Below are 26,618 nucleotides of genomic sequence, written 5' to 3'. Positions count from 1 at the left end.
GGACCGACTACCCGCGAAAGACACCCGGCAAGACTTGCCGCCCTGATCGCAATCATGACGGAAGATGTGCTGAACACAGGCGAAACCGGCTCCGCGGCGCGGACCCCTTCGCGCCCCGGCGCGGACCGCAAGATGATGGCGATCCTGCGCGTCATCGCCAACGGTCCCGCCCCGGTGGGCGCGCGGATCATCGCCGACAAGCTCAAGGGCATGGGCATCGAGCTCAGCGAGCGCGCGGTGCGCTATCACATGCGCATTATGGACGAGCGTGGGCTCACCCGCAACCTGGGCGAGCGCGGCCGCGTCATCACTGACAAGGGGCTCGACGAGCTCCAAAGCGGCATGGTCTCCGACAAGCTGGGCTTCGTCATCTCCAAGGTGGACGCGCTGGCCTATCGCACCACCTTCGATCTGAAAACCGGCCGCGGCCAGATCATCATCAATGCCAGCCTCTTGCCGGCCCCGCGTTTTCCCGAGTGCCTGGAGGTCATGCGCGAGGTCTTTGCGGCGGGCTACTGCATGGGCGACCTGGTGTCGGTGGCGCGGGAGGGGGATGCCCTGGGTGAGCTGCGGGTGCCGGCGGGCAGCATCGGCTTCGCCACCGTCTGCAGCGTGACCCTGAACGGCGTCCTGCTGCGGCACCGCATCCCGGTCGAGGCCCGCTACGGCGGGCTGCTGGAGGTGCGCGACGGTCGGCCCTACCGCTTCACCGACCTCGTCGGCTACCACGAGTCCACGCTCGACCCTGCCGAGATCTTCATCGCCAGCAAGCGCACCAGCATCCGCCAGGCGGCGGCCACCGGAGCGGGCAAGCTCTTGGCCAGCTTCCGCGAGGTGCCGGCGGTGTCGCTGGCGGATCTGGAGCGGGTGCTCGCGGACTTCGCCGCGCGCGGGTTCGGCGGCGTGCTGGCGGTGGGCAAGCCGGGACAGCCCCTGCTCGGCGTGCAGGTGGGCGTCGAGCGCGTGGGCATCGCCGTCGTCGGCGGCCTCACCCCCGTCGCCGCCGTCGAGGAAGCCGGCATCGCTACCGCCAACAAGGCGATGACCGGCCTTGCCGACATCGCCGACCTCACCTCCGTCCGCGACCTGTAAACCGGGACCAACCGCCGAAACTGCGGAGAGCGCAGAGAGGTTGACGGAGATTACGGACGGAGAAACCGTAGGGACGGTTCGCGAACCGTCCCTACGGTCGGCCCTCATCGGCGGTTGCTCGTCGGTGCTCTACCGTCCTCGCCGGGCCCGGCCGTGAACTGCCTTCTGCGTCACTCCCCCGCCTGTTTGGCGACCTCGAGGATGTCCGCCGCGGGCATGATGACCGCCACCGCGTCCACGTCGTCGGTGGCGCTGACCGCGGACAAGCGCACCACCGTCACCCCCACGACCTTGCCGTCGAGGGAGAAAGCGGGGGCGCCGAGTTTGTCGGCGTCCTGGGGGACGTAGGTGAGGCGCGGCTTGGCAATCAGCGCCTGGATGCGATCTATGCGCGGCGCGATCGCCCAGTCGGCGGCGTTGCCCAAGCGGTTGATGGTCACCACCTGGTCCAGCAAGCGCGGCGCCGTGGACTGCGACAGGTCAATCGCCGCCACCGGCTGGGGCAGCTTTTCCACCGGCCGTAGGAACGCGAGGTCGAGGTCGTTATCTCGCAGCACGACCTTGGCCGCCACCTCGGTGCCGTCGGCCAGGCGCAGCTTGGCGTCGGTGATCTGGCTCTCGACGTTGAAGGACGGCTCCCCGGGGCCCCGCTGCCGCATCATGCGGTTATACGAGGCGGCCGGATCCAGCTCCGACAGGGATACCACGGTCAGCCCGCTGGGATCAATCACCGTGCCCGTGGCATCGGCCTTGCTCTCCTCTTGCTCCCCCTCGGAGCCGGCCATGGACATGGTCAGCTTGAGCACCAGGCGCACGGTGACGACCGCGCCTTGCCACCGGTCCACAACCTGGCGCCCCTGTGCCGCCACGTCGTCCGCCTGCACGGGGCACGCCAGCAGCACCCACGCCAGCAGCGCCACCCAGGCGACCACTCGCCCGGCGCCGCGGTACTCGTCGCTCATCGTCGTTACCTCCGGGGCTCCCGCTTGGCTGCGGGAAGCCCTACTCGGATGCCGGCCGGGAACCGCCCCACGCCGGCCGCATCTCGACATACAGATAGTGGATGCCACGGCGCACCTGCGCCACCACGTGCTCCGGACGGCGCCGCGCGATGTTGATCATCGCTTCCTCCATCGCCGCCACGTCGGCCACCGGCGCCCCGTCCACCGCGACAATCAGATCGCCCGACATCAGATTCCCCAGCGACGCCCACCCCCCTTGCCCTACTTCCTGCACCACCACTCCCTGCTGGTCCTGCGCCCAGCGCTGCTGCGCGCGATCGAAGAAGATGAGATCGCGCACGGTGAACTCGAAGTTGTCGTCGCGATAGCGCTTCATCTCGCGCGCAAGCGGGGGCGAGGCAACGAGCTCCACCGGGATGGTGCGCTCCTCCCCGCCGCGCAGGACGGTCAGTTCGGCAGTGCTGCCGATGGGCAGTTGACGCACCATGGCCGGCAGCACCTCCAGATCCTGCGGCTCCGCGGCCGAGACCCGCTCGCGGTTGAGAGCCACGATGACGTCTCCCGCCTGCAGCCCGGCCGCCTGCGCCGTGGTCTCGGGGTACACCTGGGTCACCAGCACCCCCGTGCGCCCCGGAATGCCCAGCGCCTGGGCGAGGTCGCGGGTCAGCACCTGGAACGCCGCCGGCAGCCACGCCTTGCGTACCTCCCGGCTCGGATCCTCGAGCCGTCGCGCGCCCACCTTCACCACCGTCAGGTAGTGCTCCGGGCCGCGCACGAAGGCGACCAGCGTCGCCACCGGCCGCTCGGCGTTCGCGGTGATGCGGCGGGTGACTTGCTCCAGGTCGTCGAGGTTCCTGATCGGCGTGTCGCCCACACGCACCACCACGTCCTTGCTCGCGACCGCGGGGCGCGCCGCGTCGCACGGCCCGCCCGGTTGCACGCTGGTCACCAGCACCCCGTCACGGCTCTCCAGCACCATCTCCTTGACCGCCATCAGCGACAGGTTGCGCGCGCACAGGCCCCATTGCTTGAATTCGCGCTCCTGGGGCTCGACTCGCTCCCACTTCTCGGTGCGCAGGCGCAGGGTGATCTGCCGGCCGTCGCGCACGATCACCGCCTCCGCCGGCGCGCCCACCGGCAGCCCATAGACCAGTCGGTTGAACGCCACCAGCTCCTCGCGGAACTGCACGTTGACGTCATCGCCGGCGAGCCGCACCAGCAGATCGCCGGGCCGCATGCCTCCCTGGTCCGCGGGCGAGCCGGGGATGGTGCCGCTCACCAGCACCCCCGGCTGCGCGCTCTGCCCCTTGAGCCGCGGCTGCACCTCCAGCCCCAGCCACGAGCGCGTCACCTCGCCGCGGGCGATGATCTCGGCCGCGACTTCGCGGGCGAGGTTGGAGGGAATAGCGGCGCCGAGCCCCATGCGCAGCTCGTTGATGCCGACGATCTCGCCCTCGAGGTTGACCAGCGGCCCCCCGGAGTTGCCGCCATAGATGTCGGCGTCGTGGGCGATCCAGCAGATGATGGAGCCGACGTCCTCCCCCTCGAGGGTGACGCGCGACCAGTAGTCATCGCGCGGCATTACCAGTTGGCGGTTGGCGACAATGCCCATCGTCACCGACTGCGAGAACGCGAGCGGACTGCCCATCGCCAGCACCTGGTCGCCGGGCTTCAAGCGCGAGGAGTCGCCGAACACGGCGGTCGCGAAGGTGGCCGCAGTGTCGGGCCTGAGCTTGATGACCGCGATATCGGACAGGGGGTCGGTGCCCACCAACTCGGCCTCGATCTCGCGGCGGTCAGCGAGGGTGCAGACGATGCGCTTGGCGTTGCCGACGACGTGGTGATTGGTGACGACGTGACCCTCGGGGGTGATGATGATGCCGCTGCCCGTGCCTTCGGACTTCTTCTCCCGCCCGTCCGCATATTGCGCAGCGACGACGTCAATCTTCACCAGCGCGGGTCGCACGGCGGCGATCGCCGCCTGCACCGCCTCAAGCTGGTCCGCCGCCGATGCGCTGCCGGCTGCGGCCTCTGCGGCGGCGGCCGCCGCGCTCGCTCCCGCGCCGATCAACGCGAGCAGCACGACCACCGCACCCGACCACAGCCGCCGGTAGGCGCCGTACCCGCCCTTCGCCCAGAGCATCGCCCACCATCCTTTCGCGCGCAGGGCCAAGCGCGTTCTCGGTGTGCGCTCACGTTCGACGAGGGACCGTCTCGGCCCTTCACCCGCGAGCGCGCGGGGGGTCGCGTCGCAAGCAAACGGAGGGGATCTGCTCCAGCCGGGACCTCGGCCCGCGCTTGCGGCCTTCGTAGCCGGAGCTCCTTCGGCGGAGCAGGGTTGTCGGGTGGCAGCGGCCACCGCGCGGCGGCTACTGCACCGCCTGCAATCGCCCCTCGACCCGCGGCGATACCTTGCCCTGGGCCCCGGCATACCGGCCCAGCGCCTGCACGAGGGTGACGTCGCTGCGCTCGCGAGGCGCGGAGTTGAACACGCGGAAGTAACCGAGCGCACCCTTGGCCAGGGATTCGGGCACGGCGACGCGATAGACCTTAGCCCTGTCGAGCGGGGCGTTCGCGGCTGCGAGGTTGGCGCTCAGGACGCGCGCGCCGGGGGCGCGGCCCGGATCGAAACGCACGCGCAGCCCGGAGACTTGCAGGAAGCCCTTGTTGGGCAGGGGGAGGATGCTCAGCGAGCGCTCCAGCGCCCCGGTGACGCGAGCCGCGTCGAGCTGCAGCACGGTGACGGTGTCCTGCGGGAATACGAACACGGAGCGGATCGTGTCATCCGTCAGGGGGCCCGCCGGCAGGGCCGCCGCTTGCAGGGCGCTCGCCTGGATGAGGGCGCAATCAGCATCGGCGGCGGCGCGCAGCGCGTCGGCCGCGAGGTCGCCGAGATTGGTCTCCGCCAGCGCGTTGCGCGAACCGTCGAGCGCAACCGCCAAGCGCCCCCCGGGCGCCGCCAGCGCGGCGGCTTGAGCCGCGCACAGCACGACGGCCGCGATCGCGCTAGCCGGGGTCCGGCGCCGCTTGCGGGCTGCGCCCGCCGGCCTTGTACTCCAGATAGGCACTGATGACGTCATCAATGTCACCCTCCAGCACCGCCTCTGCATTACCCGTTTCATACCCGGTGCGATGGTCCTTAACCATGACATACGGCTGCAGCACGTAGGAGCGAATCTGGTTGCCCCAGGCGATATCGGCCGGCACCCCGCGCATCTCCGCCAGCTTGCGCTCCTGCTCCTGGATCTGGCGCTCGAGCAGGCGCGCCTTGAGCACCTTCAGCGCCAGCGCGCGATTCTTGTGCTGCGAACGCTCGTTCTGGCACTGCACGACGATGCCGGTGGGCAAGTGGGTGATGCGCACCGCGGAGTCGGTCTTATTGACGTGCTGCCCGCCGGCGCTGCTGGCGCGGTAGGTGTCAACGCGCAGGTCGTCGGGGTTGATCTCGACCTGCTCCTCGGGCTCGACCTCGGGGATGACGTCCACCGACGCGAACGAGGTGTGGCGGCGATGCGCGGCGTCGAAGGGGGAGCGCCGCACCAGGCGGTGTACTCCGCGCTCCGACTTCAGGTAGCCATAAGCGTAAGCGCCGGCGATGATGGCGGTGATGCTGCGGCTGCCCGCGGACTCGCCGGGCGTGCGGTCTATGACCTCGGTGGCGTAGCCGCGATTCTCGGCCCAGCGTAGGTACATGCGCACGAGCATGTCCACCCAGTCGCACGCCTCGGTGCCGCCGGCGCCGGCGTTGATGGAGAGGATGGCGTTGCTGCGGTCATATTCCCCCGCCAGCAGCGCCGTGATCTCCATCTCGCGCAGGCGCCGGCGTAGTTGCGCCAGCATCTGCGCGGCCTCGGTCGCGGTCGCGGCGTCGTTCTCCTCCACGGCCAGCTCGGCTAGCGCCTGCGCGTCCTGCGCCTGCCGCGCCAGGTCGTCCCACGGCGCGATCTCCTGCTTGCGTCGGGCGATGTCCGCCAGCAACTGCTGCGCCTGCTCCGGGTCGCCCCACAGGTCGGGGGCGGCGCTGCGCTGCTCAAGCTGGGCTAGCTCGGCCCGTCGCCGGGCCAAGTCAAAGACGGTCTCGCAGTTCCTCGACGCGCTCCAGCAGCTCGCGGGCGGATTCAGCCACTGCTTGCGTGGTCATGTTCGCATCTCCTCGTGCGGGCGGCGTCATCTCGCCGACCTGCATCCCTAGCTTCGCTAGCTGTTGAGGCAGCACTTCTTATACTTCTTGCCGCTGCCGCAGGGGCAGGGGTCATTGCGCCCGACCTTCTTGCTGTCGCGGCGCGCCGGCTGCTGCGGCTCCGGCTCGTCGTCGCCGCCGTGGCTGGCATAGACCTCCGCGAACGGTGATGGCTGCGGCCGCTGCTGCTCGCGCGCCACCTGCACGCGGAACATGAGCTTGACGATCTCTTCCTGCATCGAAGCCTGCAGCAGCTCCCACTGGTCGTAGGCCTCCTTGCGAAAGGCGACCAGCGGGTCCACCCCCGCGTATCCGCGCAGCCCGATGCCCTCCTCCAGGAACTCCATCGCGTCCAGGTGGTCCACCCACTTGGCGTCAATCACGCGCTGCGTGATCATGCGCTCCAGCTCCCGCATCACCTCGGGCGTGAGCTCCAGCTCGCGGTTGCGGTACGCTTGGGCCGCCAGTTCCTGGAGGTGCTCCTGGAGGTCGGCGGGAGGGAGGTCGCGCAGCTCCTCGGGGCGCATGAACAGGTGAATGGGGAAGATCTCATAGAGCGCCTGGTAAAGCTTATCCAGCTCCCACTCCTCGGGATGGACCTCCGGGTTGGCGTATTCGCGGAGGCGCGCCTCCAGCACCCGGCCCAGAGAGGCGAGGATGCTCTCGCGCAGGTCGGCGCCCTCCAGCACCTTGCGCCGTTGGCCATAGATGACCTCGCGCTGGAGGTTCTTGACGTCATCGTACTGCAGCAAGTGCTGGCGCATGGAGAAGTTATGGAGCTCCACCTTGTGCTGGGCGTTCTCGATGGTGCGGCTGACGATGCCGTATTCGAGGGGTTGGCATTCCTCCCAGCCGCCGAGCAGAAAATCGAGGCGCTCGGGCGCGAACAGTCGCATCAGCTCGTCTTCGAGCGAGACGTAGAAACGCGACGAACCGGGATCACCCTGGCGCCCGGAACGCCCCCGCAACTGGTTGTCAATGCGCCGGCTCTCGTGGCGCTCGGTGCCCAGGATGTGCAGCCCCCCCAGCTCCAGCACTCGCTGCCGGTCCTCTGCAAAAACGCGCGCGGCCTCCGCGGAAGCATCGCGGCGCGCATCATCGGGGATCGGGCTCTCTTCGCCACCCTCCGCCCCGTCGTCGTCGAAGCCGCGCTCCCGCAGCAAATCGCGCGCCAGGTGCTCAGCGTTGCCGCCGAGCAAAATGTCCACGCCGCGGCCGGCCATGTTGGTGGCGATGGTGACGGTGCCGGAGCGTCCAGCCTCGGCGATGATCTGCGCCTCGGATGCGTGGTGCTTGGCGTTGAGCACCTGGTGCGGGATGCCCTGCTGGAGCACCGCGCGCAGATCATAGGTGTGACCGTCGAGGCCGATGATGCCAGCCAGGGCGCGCACGTTGTCTTCTTCGCAGACATCGGGGGCGATCCCGAACGCCTGGCACAGCGCCGGCAGCCGCGCCACCCGTACCTCGTCCAGCTTCTCGTAGGCGATGAGATCGGCGATGCGGCGCATCTCCCCGCCCAGGTCCCGCTCCTCCTCGAGCTTGGCCAGGGCGCTGATGATCGCGTTCTCGACGTGCGCGACCCGCTTCAGGCGGTGCTCGATCTGGCGCATCTCCTCCGGGGGCGTCGGGCGCGCCGGGTTGATCTCGAACAGGGTCATCGCCTCCTCGAGTCGCTTGCGCTCGCGCTCCACCCCCTGCAGCCGCTCGCTTAGGAACCCGCGCAGCTCCCGGCTCTGCGCCTCGTTCAGCTTGGGCGCCTCCAACAGGCGGTCGTGGAGCAGCATCAGGCGCGCGAACAACTGCAGGTTTTCGGGGCTCAGGCGCGCGCCCAGCCGCTCCGACACCTCGATCGAGCGCGTGCCCACCAACACCGGCTGGCGGCGGCTGTGGAGCTGCAGGATCTCCCCCGTGATGCCCCGGAGCTTGGCCTCCTCCGTCTTGTGCACCACGTCGTGGTTGTCAACGCGGATCATCGGCTGGTTGGTGGGGATGACCACCACCGGCAGGCCGTAGATCTTGACGAACTCCTGCTCCTCGGTCTTGGCGGTGCCGGTCATGCCCGCGAGCTTGTCGTACATGCGGAAGTAGTTCTGGATGCTGACGGTGGCCAGCGTCTGGCTCTCGCGCTCGATCTTCACGCCTTCCTTGGCCTCGATCGCCTGGTGCAGGCCCTCGGCGTAGCGGCGGCCGAACATCAGGTGTCCGGTGAACTCATCCACCAGGATGACCTGGCCCTCCCGCACCACATAGTCAATGTCCCCCTTGTAGCAGGCGTGGGCGCGCAGCGCGGCGTTGACGTGCTGGAAGAGCTCGAGGTTTTCGGGGTCCGACAAGTTCCGGATATTGAGCAGCCCCTCCACCTTCGCCATCCCCTGGTCGGTGAGGGTGGCGCTCTTCGACTTCTCGTCCACCATGTAGTCCTGCTCGCGCGCGAGGCGGCGCACGATGCCGTCAACGCGCTTGTAGAGGACCGTCGGCTGCTGCCCGGGGCCCGACAGGATCAGCGGCACGCGGGCGTTGTCAATCAGCAGGCTGTCAACCTCGTCCACGATGGCGTAATGGTGGCCGCGCTGAACCAGTTGCTCGATCTGGTCGCGCATGTTATCGCGCAGGTAGTCGAAACCGAACTCGGTGTTGGTGCCGTAGGTGACGTCGCGCTGGTAGGCTTCTTTGCGCAGGTCGCCGGGCATCTCGTGCTGGATGAGCCCCACGCTCAGCCCCAGGAACTCGTACACCGGGCCCATCCACTCACGGTCGCGCTTGGCCAGGTAGTCGTTGTGGGTGGCGAGGTGCACGCCCTTTCCGCTGAGCGCGTTGAGGTAGATGGGCAGCGTCGCCACCAGGGTCTTGCCCTCCCCCGTCTTCATCTCGGCGATCTTGCCCTCGTGCAGCACCATGCCGCCGATGAGCTGGACGTCGAAGTGACGCATCCCCAGCGTGCGCACCGCCGCTTCGCGCACCACCGCAAACGCCTCGATCAGCACGTCGTCCGGCGTCTCGCCGTCCGCCAGGCGCCGGCGGAATTCGTCGGTCTTGGCGCGTAGATCGCCGTCGCCGAGCCGCTGCATCTGCGGCTCCAGCTCGGTGATCCGCCGCGCCATCGGCCACATGCGCCGCAGGTCGCGCCGCGTGATGTCGAAGAACTTGGTGATGACCGATAACATCCCGCGCCCTCAATGCGAAGACGGCGTCCTTCTCGGAACCGCCGCTTACGCTGGCATGACTCCGCATGCAATTATAGCAGAATCGCCGCGCGTTGTGAGCGCGCGGCCCCTCTACCCCTTTCGCCCGCGCGCGGCTATAATGGTTACGCTCGCATGGCCGCGGGCGCAAATCGCGTTTCCACCGGCAGCCACGCCTATGGCCGCAGCCGACAACGAGAGTCCCGCCACCGCTCCCGGCCGGGGGCCGGGGGAGAATGGGCCCGGCGACGCCATCGCCCTGCGCCCGGTGCGCAAGGTCACCGCCGACGGCGTTGCGGAGACGCAAGATGCGCTGGCGGTCGAGCGGTGGCTACGCCTGATCCTCAACGGGCGCGAGATCGCGGCGCTCATGGCCTCGCCGGGCTACGAGGACGAGCTGGGGGCCGGGTTCGCGCTCACCCAGGGGCTCGTCAAGCACCGGGGCGAGCTACTGTCCGTGAGCCTGCGCCGCGACGACGACGGTCGCCCGGCGGTGCGTATCGTCGTTCCGATTGAGCTGTCGCTGGCCCTGGCGGACCGTGCCAGCGCGCAAGCGAGCTGCGGAGGGGTAGTCCACGCCGACGACGAGTTGCCGGTGATCGAGGGCGAGGGGCCGGTGGTCGCCGCCGAGGGCCTGCGCGGCATGGCGCGCGCCATGACGGCGGGGCAGACCATCTACCGGCGCACCGGCGGCACCCACGGCGCAGGCCTGTTCACCGTCAGCGGCGAACTGGTGGTGCTGCGCGAGGACGTCGGGCGCCACAACGCCGCGGATAAGGCGGTGGGGCACTGCCTGCTGGCGGGGATTGACCTCAAGGATAAGGCGCTGGTCGTCACCGGCCGCGTCAGCCGCGACATCGCGGCCAAGGCGGTGCGGGCGGGGGTGCCGATTCTGGCCTCGATGTCCGCGCCCACCGACGCGGGGATCGAGGTGGCGGTGCGCGGCGGGCTGACGGTCATCGGCTTCCTGCGCGGGCGGCGGATGAACATCTGCAGCCACCCCTGCCGGATAGATTTCGGCGCGTGACGGCGCCCGGCCAAAGGAGCTAGCGATGCCGCGCGGTGGCGGGCAACCGGATCCGAGCATCGTCGTGCCCGACCATGTCATGGCGATCATGCAACAGCGCGCTGGCGCCACCATCACCTGCGCCGAGTGCTTCGACCTCGCCCGGCGCGCGGGCGTGGCGCGCCAGGTCGTCGGCGAAGCCGCCAACCGCGCCGGCGTGCGCATCGTGCGCTGCCAGCTCGGCTGTTTCGACTGAGCGTCGTAGGTCAAGGATCGGGGGGCGAAAGGAGCCACAAGATAATGGCGGCAGTGATGACAAAGCGCGAGCGCGTGGAACGCACCATGGCGCTGCAGGAGACCGACCGCGTTCCGATCTATGATATTCTGCTCAACGACGACGCCTTCGAGCACTTCAGCGGCGAGAAGCTGCCGCCCATCGTCCCGCAGGCGAGTCAGCGCGAGCGCGGCGGCGCGATCGGGTCCGAACCTGATGCCGGCGAGGTTGCGGAGGAGACGCAGCGGTCCTTGGAGCGGATCGTGGGCAAGGCGATCAACCGCTTCCTCGACATGACGCGCAGCGTGGGCTTCGGGCCGATGGTAGAGAAGGATTTCACCGATGAGCTGGGATTCGTCATCCACCAGGCCCCGCACGAGAAGACGAGCTGGATCACTCAGCGCCCCTTCGACGACGACAACGGGGCCGCCGAGTTCATCAAGCGCTGGATCAGCAAGACCAGGGGCGAGACCGACGACATTCGCGCCGACCCCGGCGCCTACCGGGAGCGCTACCATCGCCGGTTCCTCGAGGCCCAGGCACGGATCGGGGACACCGTCAATCTCCTGGCCGTGCAGGGTGTGGGGCTCGACGAGGTGCGGCACCGGCTGGGCATGGAGGTGTTCGCCTACCTGGAGAGCGACCAGCCGGGGCTGATTTCCGAGTTCATGGAGGCGTACACCCAGTACAACCTCGCCGTCTGCCACGCCATCGCCGACCTCACCTTGTCCCCGCTGGTGCTTACCTATGGCGACATCGCCTGCAAGGGGCGGCTGCTGCATTCGCCGGCATACCTGCGGCGCGAGTTCTTCCCGCGCCTCGAGCGCCTCCAGGACGCCTGGCACGAGCACGGTTTCAAGTGCCTGTTCCATTCCGACGGCTACCTGATGGAGGTGATGGACGACCTGATCGAATCGGGCATTGACGGCCTCAACCCCATCGAGGTGGTGGCCGGGATGAATCTGGCCGAGATCAAGGCCCGCTACGGCCGCAAGCTCTTCCTCACCGGCGCGATCGACATGAGCCAGCTGCTGCACCGCGCCTCACCGGCGCAAGTGCGGGAGGTCTGCCGGGAGGCTATCCGCGTCGCCTACCCCGGTTACTTCATCGGCTCGACCACCGAATCGGACAACAGCGTCAAGCTCGAGAACCTGGTTGCGATGTACGAAGTGGCGATGGAGGGCGTGTAAGCGTCCATGCGCAGGTCGTCGCCGAGGATTATCGCTGATCGCTGGGCGCGCACGCTGCGCTACCTGCGGGTATCGGTCACCGACCGCTGCAATCTGCGCTGCCGGTACTGCATGCCGCCCGGCGGCATCCCCCTGCTGCCGCACGCGGACATCCTGCGCTACGAGGAAATCGCGGCGGTGGTGAGCGCCGCGGTCGGCCTCGGCGTCACCAGCGTGCGTATCACGGGAGGCGAGCCCCTGGTGCGCCTCGGCCTCGCCGACCTGGTGCGCCTGCTGGGCGAGGTCGCGGGGCTCGATGACCTGAGCATGACCACCAATGGCATCCTGCTCGCCGCTCACGCCCACGCATTGGCGCGGGCGGGCCTGGGGCGCGTCAACATCAGCCTCGACAGCCTCGACCCCGCCGAGTACGCCGACATCACGCGCGGCGGGGATGTGAGCGCGGTCCTGGAGGGCCTGCAGGCGGCGCTGGCGGCAGGCTTGCTGCCCGTCAAGGTCAATGCGGTCATGCTCGGCCAACGCGATGACGATGAGCTGCGGCGCTGGATGGAGCCGTTCATCGCCCTGGCGCGGCGGCTGCCGGTGCACGTGCGGTTCATCGAGCACATGCCGCTAGCGGCGGCAGCGACCACTGCCCGCGGCCCGCTGGTGGCGGACACGCTGGCCTCCCTGGGCGCGACGGCGGCTGACGGCATGGTCGCGGGGGCGGGCCCTGCGCGCTATTGGCGGCTTGATGGGGCGCCTGGGACCGTCGGCCTGATCGCGCCCATGAGCGAGCCGTTCTGCGGCGGCTGCAACCGGCTGCGGCTGACGGCGCGGGGCGAGGTGCGCTCGTGCCTGTTCGCCGCGCCCAGTGTTGACCTCCGGCCGTGGCTGCGTCCACGGGTGGACGCAGCGGCCGTCGCTGCAGCGCTGTCTCGCTGCTGGCTGGCCAAGCGGGCGGGGCGCGAAGGCTCCATGCCCGGCGCCAGCGCCCACGCCAGCATGTGCCAGGTCGGCGGGTGACATGGCAGGCACGTGCGGACCCGGACACCTCACCCCTGAACTCACCGACGCCCCGGCTCGGCCCCATGAGCATACGCGGTGGAACTTCGCGGTCATGGTCGCCGACGCCAGCGCCTTCATCACCGGGGTCGCCTTCGTCAGTCCGGCGATCGTGCTGCCGCTGTTCATGGAGCGGTTGACCGGCTCGACGGTGCTGGTGGGGGTGGTGATGGCGATGCAAATGGCGGGCTGGTATGTGCCGCAGTTGGCCACCGCGAGCTTGGTCGAGCATCGCCCCCGGAAGAAACCGTTCATCCTCAGAGTGTGCGCGGCGGGGCGGCTCCCGCTTCTCCTCTTGCCGGTGCTGCTGTTGACGGCGCCCCTCCACCGCGGCCTGATCCTGGCGGTTTTCCTGGGGACGCAACTGCTGTTCTTCGCCAGCGACGGCATGACCGGGGTGCCGTGGAAAGACATCTGCGCCAAGACCATCGCGCCGCGAATGCGGGGGCGTTTCTTTGGCGCGATGCAGTTGATCGGCGGGGTGCTGGCGGTGGGGGCGGGGGCAGCGGTGCGGCAGATCCTGGGACATCCGCGGCTGCCCTACCCGCGCGACTACGCGCTGCTGTTCGCCATCGAGTTCGCGCTGCTGATGGCGTCCCTGGGATTCCTGGCGCTGATGCGCGAGCCCCTGCGCCCGGTGCGGGAGGCGCGCCGGGGCCTGTGGGAGTTGGTGCGGGCGGCGCCGGCGCTGCTGCGAGCGAAGCCGCAGTTGGCGCGCATGGTGGCGGTGCGCTGGCTGGCGGATACCGGCGCGATCGCGGTGCCGTTCTATGCGGTGTACGCCCGGGTCGAGCTCGGGGTGCCGGAGGCGACGGCCGGCATCTTCATCTCCGCGCAGATGGCGGGCGGTATCGCCTCCGGCGCGGGGTGGGCGCTGTTGTCCGACCGCTGGGGCAGCAAGCGGGTGATTCAGGGCAGCGCCCTGTGCAGCCTGATCGTGCCGCTGTTCGCATGGCTGGCGCCGCCGCTGCTGGCGGCGCACGGCCCCGCCGCCTTTACGTACGGTTACGCCTTCACGTTTTTCTTGCTCGGCGCGATCATCAATGGGGTATGGATCGGCTACACCAACTTCGTGCTGGAGAGCGTCGGCGACGAGGAGCGTGCGTCCTACGTCGGGCTCACCAACACCCTGGGCGCGCCCGCGGTCCTGTTTCCCATCCTCGGCGGGTGGGCGATCGGCGTCACCTCCTATCACGTCGTGTTCGCGGTCGCGTCGGCGGCAGCGGCAGCGGCGCTGGCCGGCACCGCCTGGCTGCGGGAACCGCGAGGTTAATCACGGTAGGGCAGGTGTCCACCTGAGGCGGACAGGTCTCGCCTGCCAACCGGCGTTTCGGGATGGCTCAGAGCCCATCCCCCGTTAGCGCGCGGTCTGCTTGCGCTGCCCGCGGCCTCGTCAACCCTTCGTGGTTGCCGCATATCGGTCGCGGCCTATTGACACAGTGGGGCTCGCGTGGTAGCATCATGCAAGGACAAAGAAACGACGCCACTATTCGGGAGGGCAAATAGCATGAATGCGGAATCCGAACTCGCTGCCATGAAGACAGTCCATGGGGCGCTGTCAGAGCTGGATGAGGGCGCGCGCACCCGCGTATTGCGATGGGCGGCCGAGGTGTGCAGAGTGGATCTTCAGAACGAGAGCGTTGTCCGTAGTGCAGCCGAGGAGCCGTGTTCTGTCCGCGACATGGCAGACCTCTACCACGCTGTCAATCCAGAGACAGACGCGGAAAGGGCGCTCGTGGCCGCGTACTGGCATCAGGTGGAGCAAGAACAAGAACAGGATGGTTTCGACGCGCTATCTGTCAACAAGACCCTGAAGAATCTCGGGCACAGGGTCAGGAACATCACGGACGCCCTGGGATCCCTCATGGAGCGCAGGCCTGCCCTGGTAATCCAGGTGCGGAAGCGCGGTACCACCAAGCAGGGGCGTAAGAGGTACAGGCTTAGTCAAGCTGGGATCACTGCCGTGCGGGAGAGGCTCACGGGCGAGCCCGCGCTGGAGAACCAGGGTGAGCGCTGACAGTCTTGTGGCCGCTCTCAGTAGCAGACTGCCTACCTGCCTGGCAACCGACATTGTGGAGGAGTTCGTGCAGATTCGTCAGGATGCGGCTACGGGAACGCTCGAGCGTTCCGCGCCCGGCAAGTTCGTGGAAACGCTTGTGCAGATCATGCAGTATCTGGAGAAACGTCAATATGATCCAAAGCCGAAAGTTGACGAGTATCTTAGAAATGCTGAGGCTTCTATAGGCGGCTTAGATGACGGCCTACGCATTTGTGCATCTCGCGTCGGTCGGGCGATGTACAGCCTGCGCAACCACCGCAGCATCGCACACAAGGGCAACGTGGATGCTAATGTCTATGACCTTGCTTTCCTGCTACATGCTGCCCAGTGGATCCTTACGGAGCTCATTCGCATTGCGGCTGCAGTCGGCATAGCGGAGGCTGGCAGGCTGGTGGTCGAGGCGCAAGCCCCGGTCGGCGTACTAGTTGAAAGCTTCGGAGACAGAAAGCTTGTTCTGAAGGACCTTGCCGCGAAGGCTGAGATACTAGTGCTGCTGCATAGTTGCTATCCCTCGCCCGAGACGATGGAGAGTATCCTCAAGTCAGCCGATCGACACAGCGCAAGGTCTGTCAAGGACGGGTTGCGACGTCTGTGGCTGGACAGGCTTGTGGATAAGAGTCGCGAGGGTGGTTACCGCTTGACCCAACGGGGGCTCGACGAAGCGCTGGACGTTATCAAGTATTGTCTGTGAGAGCGTTGAGACAAACCAGGGCAGGTGGCGCTCGGCCATACGTTAGCGGAACCGCCGCGCCTCCAGCCGCAAGACGGTTTCGGTGGCGGCGCTGACCTTGAAGCGCTCGTCCACGCGCAGCCCCACGATCCACGCGATGTTGCCGCCCGCGGTGATGATGGGCACCCGCTCGCGCTCGGCGCGCGGCACCTTGTGGTTGACGAAGAGATCATGCACCTTGACCGAACCGGTCATGCCCAGGGGTTGAAACCGATCCCCCCGCCGCCAGGTGCGCAGGATCACCGGCTGCTCGATGGCTCCGTAGTCGAGCTGCGCCGCATTGGGCGGCTCCCCGGTGGGGTTCGGCGCTTGGTCGCGCGCGAGCAACTCCGCCGCGATCGCAATCCCGAGCGATGGGATGTCGGTCTCCCCCGGCACGGTGAGCGCGAACTCGCCCACCGGGTCGTCGCGGGCGGGCTCGCCGACCCGCAAGACGAGGGTGCGATACCCGCGCTCGGCCACGATCCGGCGTGGCAGATAGACCCTGGCTCCGGTCCTGCCGCGATGGGCCAATCGCAGCACCGCCTCAACGTGCCCCTGCTCGATGTCCATCATGTCGCCCAGCAGCCGGCGAATGGCTTCGCGCACTACCCGCCGGGGAATGACGAAGGCTGCCATCATGTCATCTTGCGCATGAGCATCATCCCCGGCAACACTCTTCGCCGCGCTCGGAGTGACCGGAGAACGCCTGCGGGAAACGACATCGCTCATCCCTCGCGACAACGATGCCAGCTTCAATGTCACAGATTCGGGAGTTTCCTCCACCACCATCCGGGAGAACGCCATGCGAGCCTGAGATTGGAGCCACCGGCTCTGCTCCTCGGCCAGCTCCGACAGCCGCAGGATCGCGCGCTTGCAGCCTGGCTGCAGTTGCTCCAGCAGCGGCAGCAATTCCCGCCGCACCCGATTGCGCAGGAACGCGGGATCGCGATTTGAGGGATCCTCGCGATAGGGGAGGGCCCGCTCCTCGATATAGGCCATGATCTGCGCCCGGGTGACGTCGAACAGCGGGCGGATGAACGGAATGCTGACCGGGCGCATACCCGCGAGGCCATCAATGCCGGTGCCGCGCAGGATACGCATCAGCACCGTCTCCACGCGGTCATCGGCGTGGTGCCCGAGTGCGACCCGCGCCGCGCCCACCGCCTTCGCCGTGCGCAGCAGGAACTCGCGGCGGGCGTTGCGGGCCGCGTGCTCGAGCGACAGCTTCTCGCTCGCCGCCAGCGCGCGCACCTCCGCCGCCTCAAGGGTTACGGGGAGCCGCAAGTCACCGGCTAGCGCGCCTACGAACTCGGCCTCCTCGGCCGCCTCGGGGCGCAGCTTGTGATCGAGGTGCGCGACGTGGAGGTCGAGGTCGTACTCGGGGCGCAGGCGCACGAGGACGTCGAGCAGCGCCACCGAATCCGGGCCGCCCGACACCGCGACCAGGACGCGGTCTCCATGCCCCAGCATGCGGTAGGTTTCAACGGTCCTGGCAACAATATCGAGAAGCATCGGTGCGCCTGGTTCGCCGTGGTGTGGTCGTCTGGCGCGCTCCCCGCTTTCTCCGAGAAGAGGAGGGGTGGTGCGCGTCCGCGACGCCCCTCGCTCTTGGGGAGAGGCCCCGACTCGTCGGGGGTGAGGGCGCACGATCCGGGCTTGTCACCCTCACCCTGCCCTCCCCCTGGAAGGGGGAGGGGTTGGGCGTGCATCCCTCCGACTCCTCTCCCTTCCAGGGAGAGGTCGGCGAGCGTTAGTGAGCCGGGTGAGGGCGCACGATCGGCTTGTTACGCTTCGCGGCGCCGCATTGCCTACCCCAGCAGGCGCTCGATCAGGCGATGGCCCTCCTCGACGAAGAGCCCGCTCTCCGCGGCTGCCGTCTCGCTGAAGCGGTCCGCCGCGTCGGGGGCGATGCCCTCCCCGGCGAGCAGGAAGGGCACGGGCTCGCGGGTGTGGGTGCGCAGGCGAATCGGCGTCGGGTGATCGGAGGCGATGAGCACGCGCGATGGACCGAGGGATTCAAGCGCGGCGACGACCGGGCCGACGACGTAGCGGTCGAACTGCTCGAGCGCCCACACCTTCTTCTCCAGGTCGCCGTGGTGGCTCGCCTCGTCGGGGGCCTCGACGTGCACCAGGACGAAGCGGTAGCGCCCGATGGCTTCGGCGGCGGCGCGCCCCTTGGCCGCGAAATCCGTATCCAGGTTGCCCGTCGCCCCCAGGATCTCCGGCGCGCTCAGTCCCGCCGCCTTGGCGATGCCGCGCACCAGATCCACCGCCGCCACCGCGAACCCCGGCAGCGCCCACCGCACTACGAAGCTGGGCAGCCGCGGCGGGCGCCCCTGCCCCCACGGCCAGATCATGTTCGCCGGGTGCTTGCCCTCATCGCGCAGTCGCCGGTTGATCTCCATCTCCCGCAGCACCCCGTACGAATCGTAGATCAAGCGCCGCAGCGTCTCTTCGCCGTCGCCCGCAGGCAAGTGCTCGGCTATCGGCTGACCGATGATGTCATGAGGTGGGGTGGTGGCGACATCATCCGGGCCGTCCCGCCATACCAGCAGATGGCGATAGCTGATGCCGGGGTAGAAACGCAGACGCGGTTCCCCCAGGGCCTCCGACACCGTCTCCATCAACTGGCGCGCCAGGGGCGTGGCGATCTCACCCGCGCTGTAGTCCACCATCGTCATGTCATCGCCGCAGGTGACCAGGTTGCAGCGGAAGGCGACGTCCGCGCGTTCCAGGCCCACGCCCATGCTCACCGCCTCCAGCGGCCCGCGCCCGGTGTAGTAGCGGCGCGGGTCATAGCCGAGCAGGGACAGGCACGCGACATCGCTGCCGGGCTGTTCCACCTCGGGCGGGATGGTCTGCGCCAGGCCGACCTGCCCGGCGGCCGCGAGCGCATCCATGTGCGGCGTGCTTGCGGCCTCCAGCGGCGTGCGACCGTCGAGGTCATCCAGCGGCTCGTCGGCCGCCCCGTCGGGGATAAGGAGGATGTATCTCATGGTCTCTATACGGGAGCCCGGCGTGGAGGCCGGGATGGAACCCGGCCCCTACCTTGACAGGTCCAGCTCCCGCCCCACCAATCGCCGGTACGCCTCGAGATATTTCTCGCGGGTGCGCGCGACGACCTGCGGCGGCAGCTCGGGGGCGGGCGGCTCCTTGTTCCAGTCCAGGGTCTCCAGGTAATCGCGCACGTACTGCTTGTCGAAGCTGTCCTGGCTCTGACCGGGACGGTAGTCCGCCAGGTCCCAGAAGCGCGAGGAATCGGGCGTGAGCGCCTCGTCAATCAGCAGCAGACTGGGCGCGACCTCTTCAGAGGTCGCGATGGATTCCGCGCGGCCCTCAGCGCGCGCGCCCCCAGCGCCCAGCCCGAACTCGAACTTGGTGTCGGCGACGATGATGCCCCGCTCGCGCGCGTAGTCGGCGGCGAACTGGTAAATGGCGAGGCTGCGCTCGCGCACCCGGTGAAACAGTTCTTCGCCCACCACGTCCGCGGCTTGGGCGGGGGTGATGTTCTCGTCGTGGCCCGAGGCAGCCTTGGTCGCCGGGGTGCAAATGGGCGTCGGCAATGGTGCGGATTCCTGCAGCCCCGGCGGCAGTTCGATGCCGCTGGCGCTGCCTTTCGCTGCGTATTCCTTCCACCCGCCACCGGCCAGGTACCCCCGCACCACGCACTCGATGGGCAGCACTTGCGCCTTGACCACCAACATGCTGCGCCCGGCGAGCTGGTCGCGGTAACGCGGCAGCGGCTCGGGGAAGCGCGCCACATCGGTCTCCACCAGGTGGTTGGGCGTGATGTCGCGCAGCAGGTCGAACCAGAACAGGGATAGCGCGGTCAGGATCTTGCCCTTGTCGGGGATGCCGTTGGGCATCACCACGTCGAAGGCGGAGATGCGATCGGTGGCAACGATCAGCAGGTGCTCGCCCAGGTCATAGATGTCGCGCACCTTGCCGCGGCTGTGCAGCGGCACGCCGGGCAGGTTGGTATAGAGCAGGGCCTGTGTTGTCATGTAGTCCCCGTAGGGGCAAGGCATGCCTTGCCCCTGCAATTCACGCCGCCACCGGCGCCGCCAGGCCAATGGCCTCGGTCACCGCCTCCACCGACGCGGATATGTGCCGCGGCTCCTCGGCCACGGCAATGGCGCGGTCGGGGTCCTTCAGCCCATGCCCCGTCAGCACGCACACGACGCGAGCGTCGGCGGGCGCGTCGTCAAAGTACCCCCGTCCCGCCAGCTTGCGCACCCCCGCCACCGACGCCGCGGAGGCGGGCTCGACGAATATGCCTTCGAGGTTGGCGAGCATCCGGTAGGCGTCCAGGATTTCGTCGTCGCTGACCATGTCTATCACGCCGCCGGACTGGTCGCGCGCCTCCTCGGCGGCCCGCCAACTGGCCGGGCTGCCGATGCGGATGGCGGTGGCGATGGTCTCGGGGTGCTCGATGGGATACCCGCGCACGATGGGCGCGGCGCCTTCGGCCTGGAACCCCAGCAGCTTGGGCAGACGCGAAGCGCGATCCAGCTCGCGGTACTGCCGGTAGCCCCTCCAGTAGGCGGTGATATTGCCGGCATTGCCCACCGGCAGCGCGTGATACTCGGGCGCGTCGCCGAGGGTGTCGCAGATCTCGAAGGCTCCGGTCTTCTGCCCCTCGATGCGATGGGGGTTGAGGGAATTGACCAGGGTTATCGGGTAGCGCTCGGTGATCTCCAGCACCACCTTCAGACAGTCGTCGAAATTCCCCTCCAGGGCCAGCACCTGCGCCCCCTGGATCATGCTCTGCGCGAGCTTGCCCATGGCGATGGCGCCCTTGGGAATCGCCACCACGCACCGCAGCCCCGACCGCGCCGCATAGGCCGCGGCGCTGGCGGCGGTGTTGCCGGTGGAGGCGCAGATTACGGCGCGCGATCCCTGCTCCAGCGCCTTCGAGATCGCCACCGTCATCCCCCGGTCCTTGAACGAACCGGTGGGATTGAGGCCCTCGTACTTGAGGTAGAGCTGTGGGCGCAGACCGATCCCTTGCGCCAGGCGCGGGGCCTCGATGAGCGGCGTGTCACCTTCGAGCAGCGTCACCACCGGGGTTGCGGGACTGACCGGCAGCAGCCCGCGATACCGTTCGATGACCCCCTGGTAGGCCACCGCCTATTCCTCCTCCACCCGCACCCAGTTGCAGACTTCGACGACCTCGGGCAGGGCGCGGATGCGCTCCAGCGAGCGCCGCACCGCGCGCTCGACCGACTCGTGGGTGACCCACACGATTTCGGCGCTGTCGGCCGGCGCCCCCTTCTGTACCACCGACGCCAGGCTGACCCTCTCCTCGCCGAAGACGGTCGCGATCTTGGCCAGCACCCCCGGCCGGTCGGCCACCGTCATCCGCACGTAGTGCTTGGTCACGACCTCGTCCATGGGCCGCAGCGGGCGCTCCTCGAAACAGGTGCAGGAGACGCGGCCGGTGGCGCCGCGGTTGAGGTTGCGGGCGATATCAATGATGTCGCCGACCACCGCCGATCCCGTGGGGCGGGCGCCGGCGCCGCGCCCGTAGAACATGAGGCGACCCACCGCGCTGCCCTCGACGAAGACGGCGTTGAAGACATCGCTCACCGCCGCCAGGGGGTGGGTTTGCGGCAGAAAAGCGGGATGGACACGCAGCTCCAGCGCGTCGCCGCGATCCCGGCCGATGGCCAGGAGCTTGACCACATAGCCGAGCTCGCGGGCATAGAGCATGTCGGCGGGGGCGATGCGCGAGATGCCCTCGCGGTAGATATGGTCCAGCGCCGCGCGGCTGTTGAAGGCGATGGAGGCGAGAATGGCGAGCTTGTAGGCGGCGTCGTTGCCTTCGATGTCGTCGGTGGGATCGGGCTCGGCGTAGCCGCGCTGCTGCGCCTCGGCGAGGGCATGCGCGAAGTCCTGATCGCCGTCCGCCATGCGCGTCAAGATGTAATTGGTGGTGCCGTTGACGATGCCGATGATGCTGTAGATACGGTTGGCAGCGAGGGCTTGCTTGAGGGGTTGAATGATGGGGATGCCGCCGCCGACCGCGCCCTCGAAGTAGATGTCGAGGCCGCGCGCATCCGCCTGCTCGAGGATCTCGCGGCCGTGCTTGGCGATGAGTTCCTTGTTGGAGGTAACGACGCACTTGCCCGCGCGCAGGGCGGACAGGACGAAGTCGCGCGCGGGCTCGGTGCCGCCGATGGTCTCGACGATGATGTCAATGGCGGGATCGCTGATGAGCGCGCGGGCGTCGGTGGTGCGCTTATCCGCCGGCACCTCTACCGGCCGCGGCCGCTGCCAGTCCACGTCGGCGACGCCCGTCACCTCCAGGCGCGAGCCGACCTTGAGCGCGATGGCGTCGGCGTTCTCCGCCAGCACCTGGTAGGCCCCGGCCCCCACGTTGCCGAACCCCAAGATGCCGATTCTGATCACATCCCGACTCATGACCTGGCCCCGCCAAACGTTACTCCGCCAGCTCGACCATCATCAGCACCTGCCCCGCTTGCACCAGCTCCCCGGCGCCGGCCGTGATGGCGACGACCCGTCCCTCGATTTCGCTGTTGATCTCGTTGAAGACCTTCATCGCCTCGATCAGGCCCACCGTCTGCCCGGGCTCGATCCAGTCGCCGACCTCGACGTAGGCAGGGGCATCGGGTGCGGGGGCGCGATAGAACACTCCCAGCAGCGGCGCGCAGATGTCGGCTGCCCGAGCCCCGCCGGGGGGCGCCTCCCGCGGGCGCCGGACGACGGCCGGGCGCCGTTGCCCGCGCCCCACGCGCACCTTGCCCTGCGGGCTCTCGACGGTGAGCTCGGACAGACGATGCTCCCGCGCCAGGCGCATCAGCGCGCGCAGCTCCTCGAAGGTCTCTTCGTCCACTGCTGCCCTTGCCGGCCCGTGCGGCTGACGTCGCTTGCGCGATGGCGAGCCGCACGAAGGCTCCAGCCCGGCCGGGTGCGCGCCGGCCTCAGGACGAGGCGCGAGAGGCGGCCTTGAGCCGCTTCTTGCGCGCACGCTTTTCCTTAGCCCGCTTCTCGTCCTCTGTATTGCGGCGGCGCTCATACGCCTCGCGTTCCACGGCCTGTACGGCCTCGCGCTCGAAGGCGAGAAATTCCTGCAGATTGCACGCCGCTTTGAGCTTCTCCAGATCAACCGTCACCGGCAAGATGAGAACTCCTTAGCTGGGAAACTAAGAGCACGGCCCGGGCCGTGCTCCATCACGTCGGATTATAGCAGCGCCCTGCGCCCCTGTCAACCGCGCAGCCCCCCTCTGCCCCCCCACGGGTATGACCGAAGAATTGGGATCGCGCCAATCAACCGAGGCTTTCTGTGCGCCTGGCCGACGTAGCATCCGCCCGCCCTGGCGGCGGGTATCCGGCGGCGCAGCGCGCAACTCCCGCCGCAAGCTCAGCGCACGGAGATGCTTCCCGCCGATACAAACGGCGTATGGTTATTGCCCTGCTGCAACCGGACGAATACCTGATAGCGCCCGGCCACGTTGCGGCGCGGGACCAGGGCGTTGAAGCTCTGCTCATAATGCCGGCCTGGCTTGCTCGGCGGCATCGTCGCTGCGAACAGCACGGGCACCGCTCGCCGCATCTGCGACCGCTCAGGCGCGGCGTCGGGGCCGCTTGTCGCTACCTGCTGCGCGAGGTCGGAGTGGACAAATAGGAACTGCAGGTCGCCTTGCGGGCGCGCGGCTGCTTTCCAGCGCACAGCCGCGGTGACCGTGAACGGCTCTCCGCGCGCGGCCTCCGTCGGCGTGGCAACGCTCACCAGGCTCCCGGCGCCGCCGGGGAACTCCAGCAGCGGGCGCGCGCCGGGGCCGTCCGCTGCCTGAGGGATTCCCGGAGGCAGCACCACGCGCTGAATCAGTGCGTCCGTAAGCAGCACATAGCCTGGGGGCACTTCATCGAGCGGAATATTGGTGTACAGGGAGCGACGGGGATCCACACTGCTGCGGATGCTCCGAGCCAGCCACGGCAGCCGCTGCTGGGGGGCGATGAGTCGCGCGTCGGCTACCACTGCGCGGAGGCCGGGGTCGGACAGCAGCGGCTCATACCACGGATAGACGATCATCTCCGCGCCCAACAACTGCGGCTGCGGGCGATGACCTAGGACGTGGTAGTAGTAGAGAGCGCCGCTCTTGGGCTCATCGCCGCTGAGCAGCAGCACCGCGTCGCCGGGGATGCCCGCAAAGCTTATCGTGGCCGCATCCAGGACCCTGTACTGCTGGCTGCGGTCCGCCGATCTCCAGCAGGTCATCAGTATGTCGAGCGGCAACGCAAGCGCAACCGCCGCCCCCGCAATCGGCACCAGGCGTTGGACCGCGGGGCTGATCTTGAGCTTGCCCGCCGCTCGCAGCACAAACGCCGCCCCCGCCCCGCACCACGCGCTCACCACCACCGCGCTCGGCATGTAGAAGACGTCCTTGTCCGGAACGGCGTAGAACGCCGCCCACGTGCCGATCAAGGCAAAGCCTGCGATGAGGCCGACCGCCAATGGCCGCTGGCGCGGTGACCGCAGCAGGCCGACCACGCCCACCGCGGTGAGGAGGAGACCGGCCCAGCGAAACTGCACCCACATGCGCACGAACTGCAGGCGGGTGTACGTCAGCGCCTGGTCCGGCGGCTCGGCGAAGACGTAGCGGTAATAGAGGCTGGCGCTGATGTGATCCCAGAAGTAGCGCAGGCTGGCGCTGGTGTTGCCCCAGTTTAGAAATGGGTGCGTCGCCGAGCGCAAGGGCAGCCACAGGTAAAGCAGTAACGGCAAGGCGCCGTAGCCGGCGGCGCGCAGCAACGCGCGCGCGTGCAGCGGGCGCGCGTTGACGACGGCCCACAGTAGCAGGGGCGCGGCAAAGAAGATCGCAGAGCGGTGGTGGGTCAGCGCCAGGCCGCAGAAGAATGCCAACACGTTGAGGCGGCGCGGTGTCGGGTCTTCCGACCAGCGGACGAACATCGTGATCACCAGCCACACCATCAGCAGGTTAAACGCGTATACCTCCGGCTGGTTGGCCTGCTGCCACACCCACCAGTTCAAGCCCGCCAGCAGCCCGCCGAGCAGCCCCGCTGGGCCGCTGCAGGTAATGCTGATCAGAACCCAGCATACCAGGCCGCCGCTGGCTGCGGCCGACGCCGCGCTCAGCAACGCGACCCTGCGCGCCGGCTCGCCCAGCGGCAGCAGGTCGAACAGCTTGCCGACGATCAGATACAGAGGATAGCCCGTGGGGTGCGCGATCCCCATCGTATGCACGGCGGTGACGAGTTCGCCGGAGTCGCCTTCGGTGATGGTAGGGGCGAGGGTGAGCCAATAGCAGGCGAACAGCGATAGGCCGACGGCCACGGGCAGGCCCGCCCTCAGGGCGAGCCGGCGCAGACGCGGGGAGGATTCGATGCCGCCGGACACTGTTGAAGCCGCCTCCGATCCATTTAACCACGGCCGCGGCGCGGCTGTCAAAGCCACCCCCGGGCTCCGAGTTTGTCGTCGGCGCCAGACGCCGGCCACGGCGCGCCGCAGCGCCGACGGGGTCGAGGATCGCACTTCCGCTCGGGCCCGCCGGACGAACCAACCGCTCCGCGCCGTTTGTCCCGCCGGGGCGACGCCGCCGCTGGCGGTGCGGGCAGGACATTGGCCGCAAGGCGGCCAATAGTGCGACCGGAGGAACGCATGGCGAAAGAGCCGGTTACGAACGAAGCTGGAGCGCGCCCGCGCTTCTGCGTGCTGGGCGCGGGCCACGGCGGCACCGCCATGGCCGCCCACCTGGCGCTGATGGGCTTCCAGACCAACCTCTTCAACCGCAGCGAAGAGCGGCTGCTGCCGATCAAGCTCATGGGCGGCATCGAGCTGCTGCGCACCGAGGGCGACGTCGTGCCCCACGGCACGGCTCGCCTCCACTGCGTGACCACCGACATCGCCGAGGCGTTGCCGGACAGCGACGTACTGATGGTAGCGGTGCCGGCCACCGGCCATCGCTTCATGGCCGAGGCCTGCGCCTCCCACCTGCGCAACGGCCACATCGTCGTCCTCAATCCGGGGCGCACCGGCGGCGCGCTGGAGTTCTCCCACATCCTGCGCCGGCGCGGGGTTACCGCCGATGTCGTCGTCGCCGAGGCGCAGACCTTCATCTACGCCAGCCGCTGCGTCAACCCGGCGCAGGTGCAGATCTTACGCGTCAAGAACAGCATTCCCGTCGCCGCGCTCCCGGCCTATCGCACGCCGGAGGTGGTCCAGGCGCTGCGCCCGGCGTTTCCCCAGTTCGCGCCCGGCGACAACGTCATCAAGACCAGCCTCGACAATATCGGCGCCGTGTTTCATCCGACGGTGACGGTGCTCAACGCCGCGCGCATCGAGAGCACCCACGGCGACTTCGAGTACTACATAGACGGGGTGACGGAATCGGTATCGCGGGTGCTGGAGGCGCTTGACGCCGAGCGGGTCGGGGTCGCCGCCGCCATGGGCTTCAACGCGATCACCGCGCGCCAGTGGCTGTACCTGGCTTATGACGCGGCGGGCAAGACCCTGCACCAGGCGATGCGCGCCAATCCCGGCTACTACGGCATCAAGGGACCTTACCGCCTCGACCACCGCTACCTCAACGAGGACGTCCCCATGAGCCTGGTGCCGATCGCCTCCCTGGGCGACATGCTGGGGGTCGAGACCCCGACCATTGACGCGGCCATCCATCTCGCAGGCCTGCTCAACGGGTGTGACTACTGGGCCGAGGGGCGGACGGTGGAACGGCTGGGGCTGGCCGGGCTGAGCCTGAAGCAGATCCGGGAGCTGGTGCTGGAGGGGCTGCCTACCGTTTCCGGGGCGCCCCCTACCCACGACCAGGCGTGAGGCCTGGCAGGGATTCGCCATCATGTCCAAGATCATCGGCGCCGCCATCGGCAACTGCGTCCACGTCGCCGGCGTGCTGTCGTTTCTCAACCTCGCCCAGC

General features: G+C 68.5%; 22 protein-coding genes. 9 read left to right on the top strand and 13 right to left on the bottom strand.

Annotation, left to right across the window (positions count from 1 at the left end):
- Positions 1-54: 54 nt before the first annotated feature.
- A complete protein-coding gene (locus VM221_12915) occupies positions 55-1,092 on the top strand; it encodes an NrpR regulatory domain-containing protein (GenBank protein ID HUT75722.1) in 1,038 nt (345 codons plus the stop codon).
- Between the two features lie 170 nt (positions 1,093-1,262).
- Here VM221_12915 and VM221_12910 read toward each other — a convergent pair whose 3' ends face one another.
- From VM221_12910 to VM221_12890, 5 genes are all read right to left on the bottom strand, one after another.
- Entirely contained in the window at positions 1,263-2,054 is a 792-nt protein-coding gene (locus VM221_12910; GenBank protein ID HUT75721.1) for a serine protease, read from the bottom strand.
- 40 nt (positions 2,055-2,094) lie between these two features.
- Positions 2,095-4,197: a PDZ domain-containing protein gene (locus tag VM221_12905; GenBank protein ID HUT75720.1), complete on the bottom strand. Its 2,103-nt coding sequence runs from the start codon at positions 4,195-4,197 to the stop codon at positions 2,095-2,097.
- A 226-nt stretch (positions 4,198-4,423) separates the two neighbouring features.
- Positions 4,424-5,044 carry a 5'-nucleotidase gene (locus VM221_12900; protein HUT75719.1) on the bottom strand — a complete coding sequence of 207 codons (621 nt, stop codon included), beginning with the start codon at positions 5,042-5,044 and terminating at the stop codon, positions 4,424-4,426.
- Between the two features lie 16 nt (positions 5,045-5,060).
- Positions 5,061-6,195, bottom strand: a protein-coding gene (prfB, locus tag VM221_12895; protein ID HUT75718.1) for a peptide chain release factor 2 whose coding sequence is annotated in 2 segments (ribosomal slippage) — positions 5,061-6,122 and positions 6,124-6,195 — 1,134 coding nt in all. Because the reading frame shifts where the segments join, the coding sequence is not laid out codon by codon here.
- A gap of 56 nt (positions 6,196-6,251) precedes the next feature.
- Complete coding sequence (locus tag VM221_12890; protein ID HUT75717.1) at positions 6,252-9,398, bottom strand: SEC-C metal-binding domain-containing protein; 3,147 nt, start codon at positions 9,396-9,398, stop codon at positions 6,252-6,254.
- Between the two features lie 196 nt (positions 9,399-9,594).
- Between VM221_12890 and fdhD the strand changes: the two genes are divergently transcribed.
- From fdhD to VM221_12855, 7 genes are all read left to right on the top strand, one after another.
- Positions 9,595-10,443, top strand: coding sequence for a formate dehydrogenase accessory sulfurtransferase FdhD (gene fdhD / locus VM221_12885; GenBank protein HUT75716.1), 849 nt, complete (start codon positions 9,595-9,597; stop codon positions 10,441-10,443).
- Between the two features lie 25 nt (positions 10,444-10,468).
- On the top strand, positions 10,469-10,678 hold the full coding sequence (locus VM221_12880; GenBank protein ID HUT75715.1) for a hypothetical protein: 210 nt from the start codon (positions 10,469-10,471) through the stop codon (positions 10,676-10,678).
- 56 nt (positions 10,679-10,734) lie between these two features.
- Positions 10,735-11,886: a uroporphyrinogen decarboxylase family protein gene (locus VM221_12875; GenBank protein HUT75714.1), complete on the top strand. Its 1,152-nt coding sequence runs from the start codon at positions 10,735-10,737 to the stop codon at positions 11,884-11,886.
- A 6-nt stretch (positions 11,887-11,892) separates the two neighbouring features.
- On the top strand, positions 11,893-12,891 hold the full coding sequence (moaA, locus tag VM221_12870) for a GTP 3',8-cyclase MoaA (GenBank protein ID HUT75713.1): 999 nt from the start codon (positions 11,893-11,895) through the stop codon (positions 12,889-12,891).
- Between the two features lies 1 nt (position 12,892).
- Complete coding sequence (locus VM221_12865; protein HUT75712.1) at positions 12,893-14,203, top strand: MFS transporter; 1,311 nt, start codon at positions 12,893-12,895, stop codon at positions 14,201-14,203.
- Between the two features lie 234 nt (positions 14,204-14,437).
- Positions 14,438-14,947: a hypothetical protein gene (locus VM221_12860; protein ID HUT75711.1), complete on the top strand. Its 510-nt coding sequence runs from the start codon at positions 14,438-14,440 to the stop codon at positions 14,945-14,947.
- A 67-nt stretch (positions 14,948-15,014) separates the two neighbouring features.
- Complete coding sequence (locus tag VM221_12855) at positions 15,015-15,680, top strand: hypothetical protein (GenBank protein HUT75710.1); 666 nt, start codon at positions 15,015-15,017, stop codon at positions 15,678-15,680.
- Between the two features lie 42 nt (positions 15,681-15,722).
- Here the strand turns inward: VM221_12855 and tilS are convergent, their stop codons facing one another.
- The 8 genes from tilS to VM221_12815 form a co-directional block, all read right to left on the bottom strand.
- Positions 15,723-17,213, bottom strand: coding sequence for a tRNA lysidine(34) synthetase TilS (gene tilS / locus VM221_12850; GenBank protein HUT75709.1), 1,491 nt, complete (start codon positions 17,211-17,213; stop codon positions 15,723-15,725).
- A gap of 296 nt (positions 17,214-17,509) precedes the next feature.
- Positions 17,510-18,697: a cofactor-independent phosphoglycerate mutase gene (locus VM221_12845; GenBank protein ID HUT75708.1), complete on the bottom strand. Its 1,188-nt coding sequence runs from the start codon at positions 18,695-18,697 to the stop codon at positions 17,510-17,512.
- Positions 18,698-18,745: 48 nt separating this feature from the next.
- Positions 18,746-19,729 carry a phosphoribosylaminoimidazolesuccinocarboxamide synthase gene (locus tag VM221_12840; GenBank protein HUT75707.1) on the bottom strand — a complete coding sequence of 328 codons (984 nt, stop codon included), beginning with the start codon at positions 19,727-19,729 and terminating at the stop codon, positions 18,746-18,748.
- Between the two features lie 16 nt (positions 19,730-19,745).
- On the bottom strand, positions 19,746-20,828 hold the full coding sequence (gene thrC / locus VM221_12835) for a threonine synthase (protein HUT75706.1): 1,083 nt from the start codon (positions 20,826-20,828) through the stop codon (positions 19,746-19,748).
- Between the two features lie 3 nt (positions 20,829-20,831).
- Positions 20,832-22,112 carry a homoserine dehydrogenase gene (locus VM221_12830; GenBank protein ID HUT75705.1) on the bottom strand — a complete coding sequence of 427 codons (1,281 nt, stop codon included), beginning with the start codon at positions 22,110-22,112 and terminating at the stop codon, positions 20,832-20,834.
- 31 nt (positions 22,113-22,143) lie between these two features.
- A complete protein-coding gene (locus tag VM221_12825) occupies positions 22,144-22,557 on the bottom strand; it encodes an acetyl-CoA carboxylase (GenBank protein ID HUT75704.1) in 414 nt (137 codons plus the stop codon).
- A gap of 88 nt (positions 22,558-22,645) precedes the next feature.
- The gene (locus VM221_12820) at positions 22,646-22,843 is read right to left on the bottom strand and encodes a hypothetical protein (GenBank protein ID HUT75703.1); all 198 of its coding nucleotides are present in this window, start codon (positions 22,841-22,843) and stop codon (positions 22,646-22,648) included.
- Between the two features lie 242 nt (positions 22,844-23,085).
- The gene (locus tag VM221_12815) at positions 23,086-25,083 is read right to left on the bottom strand and encodes a DUF2723 domain-containing protein (protein ID HUT75702.1); all 1,998 of its coding nucleotides are present in this window, start codon (positions 25,081-25,083) and stop codon (positions 23,086-23,088) included.
- 261 nt (positions 25,084-25,344) lie between these two features.
- On the opposite strand from VM221_12815, the gene VM221_12810 reads away from it, so the two are divergent.
- A complete protein-coding gene (locus VM221_12810; GenBank protein ID HUT75701.1) occupies positions 25,345-26,517 on the top strand; it encodes an NAD/NADP octopine/nopaline dehydrogenase family protein in 1,173 nt (390 codons plus the stop codon).
- The last annotated feature ends 101 nt before the right edge of the window (positions 26,518-26,618 follow it).

The organism is Armatimonadota bacterium, from assembly GCA_035527535.1.
Lineage (GTDB): Bacteria > Armatimonadota > Hebobacteria.
Note: the sequence above shows the minus strand (reverse complement) of the source record. Positions and strands in the feature narration are given on the sequence as shown.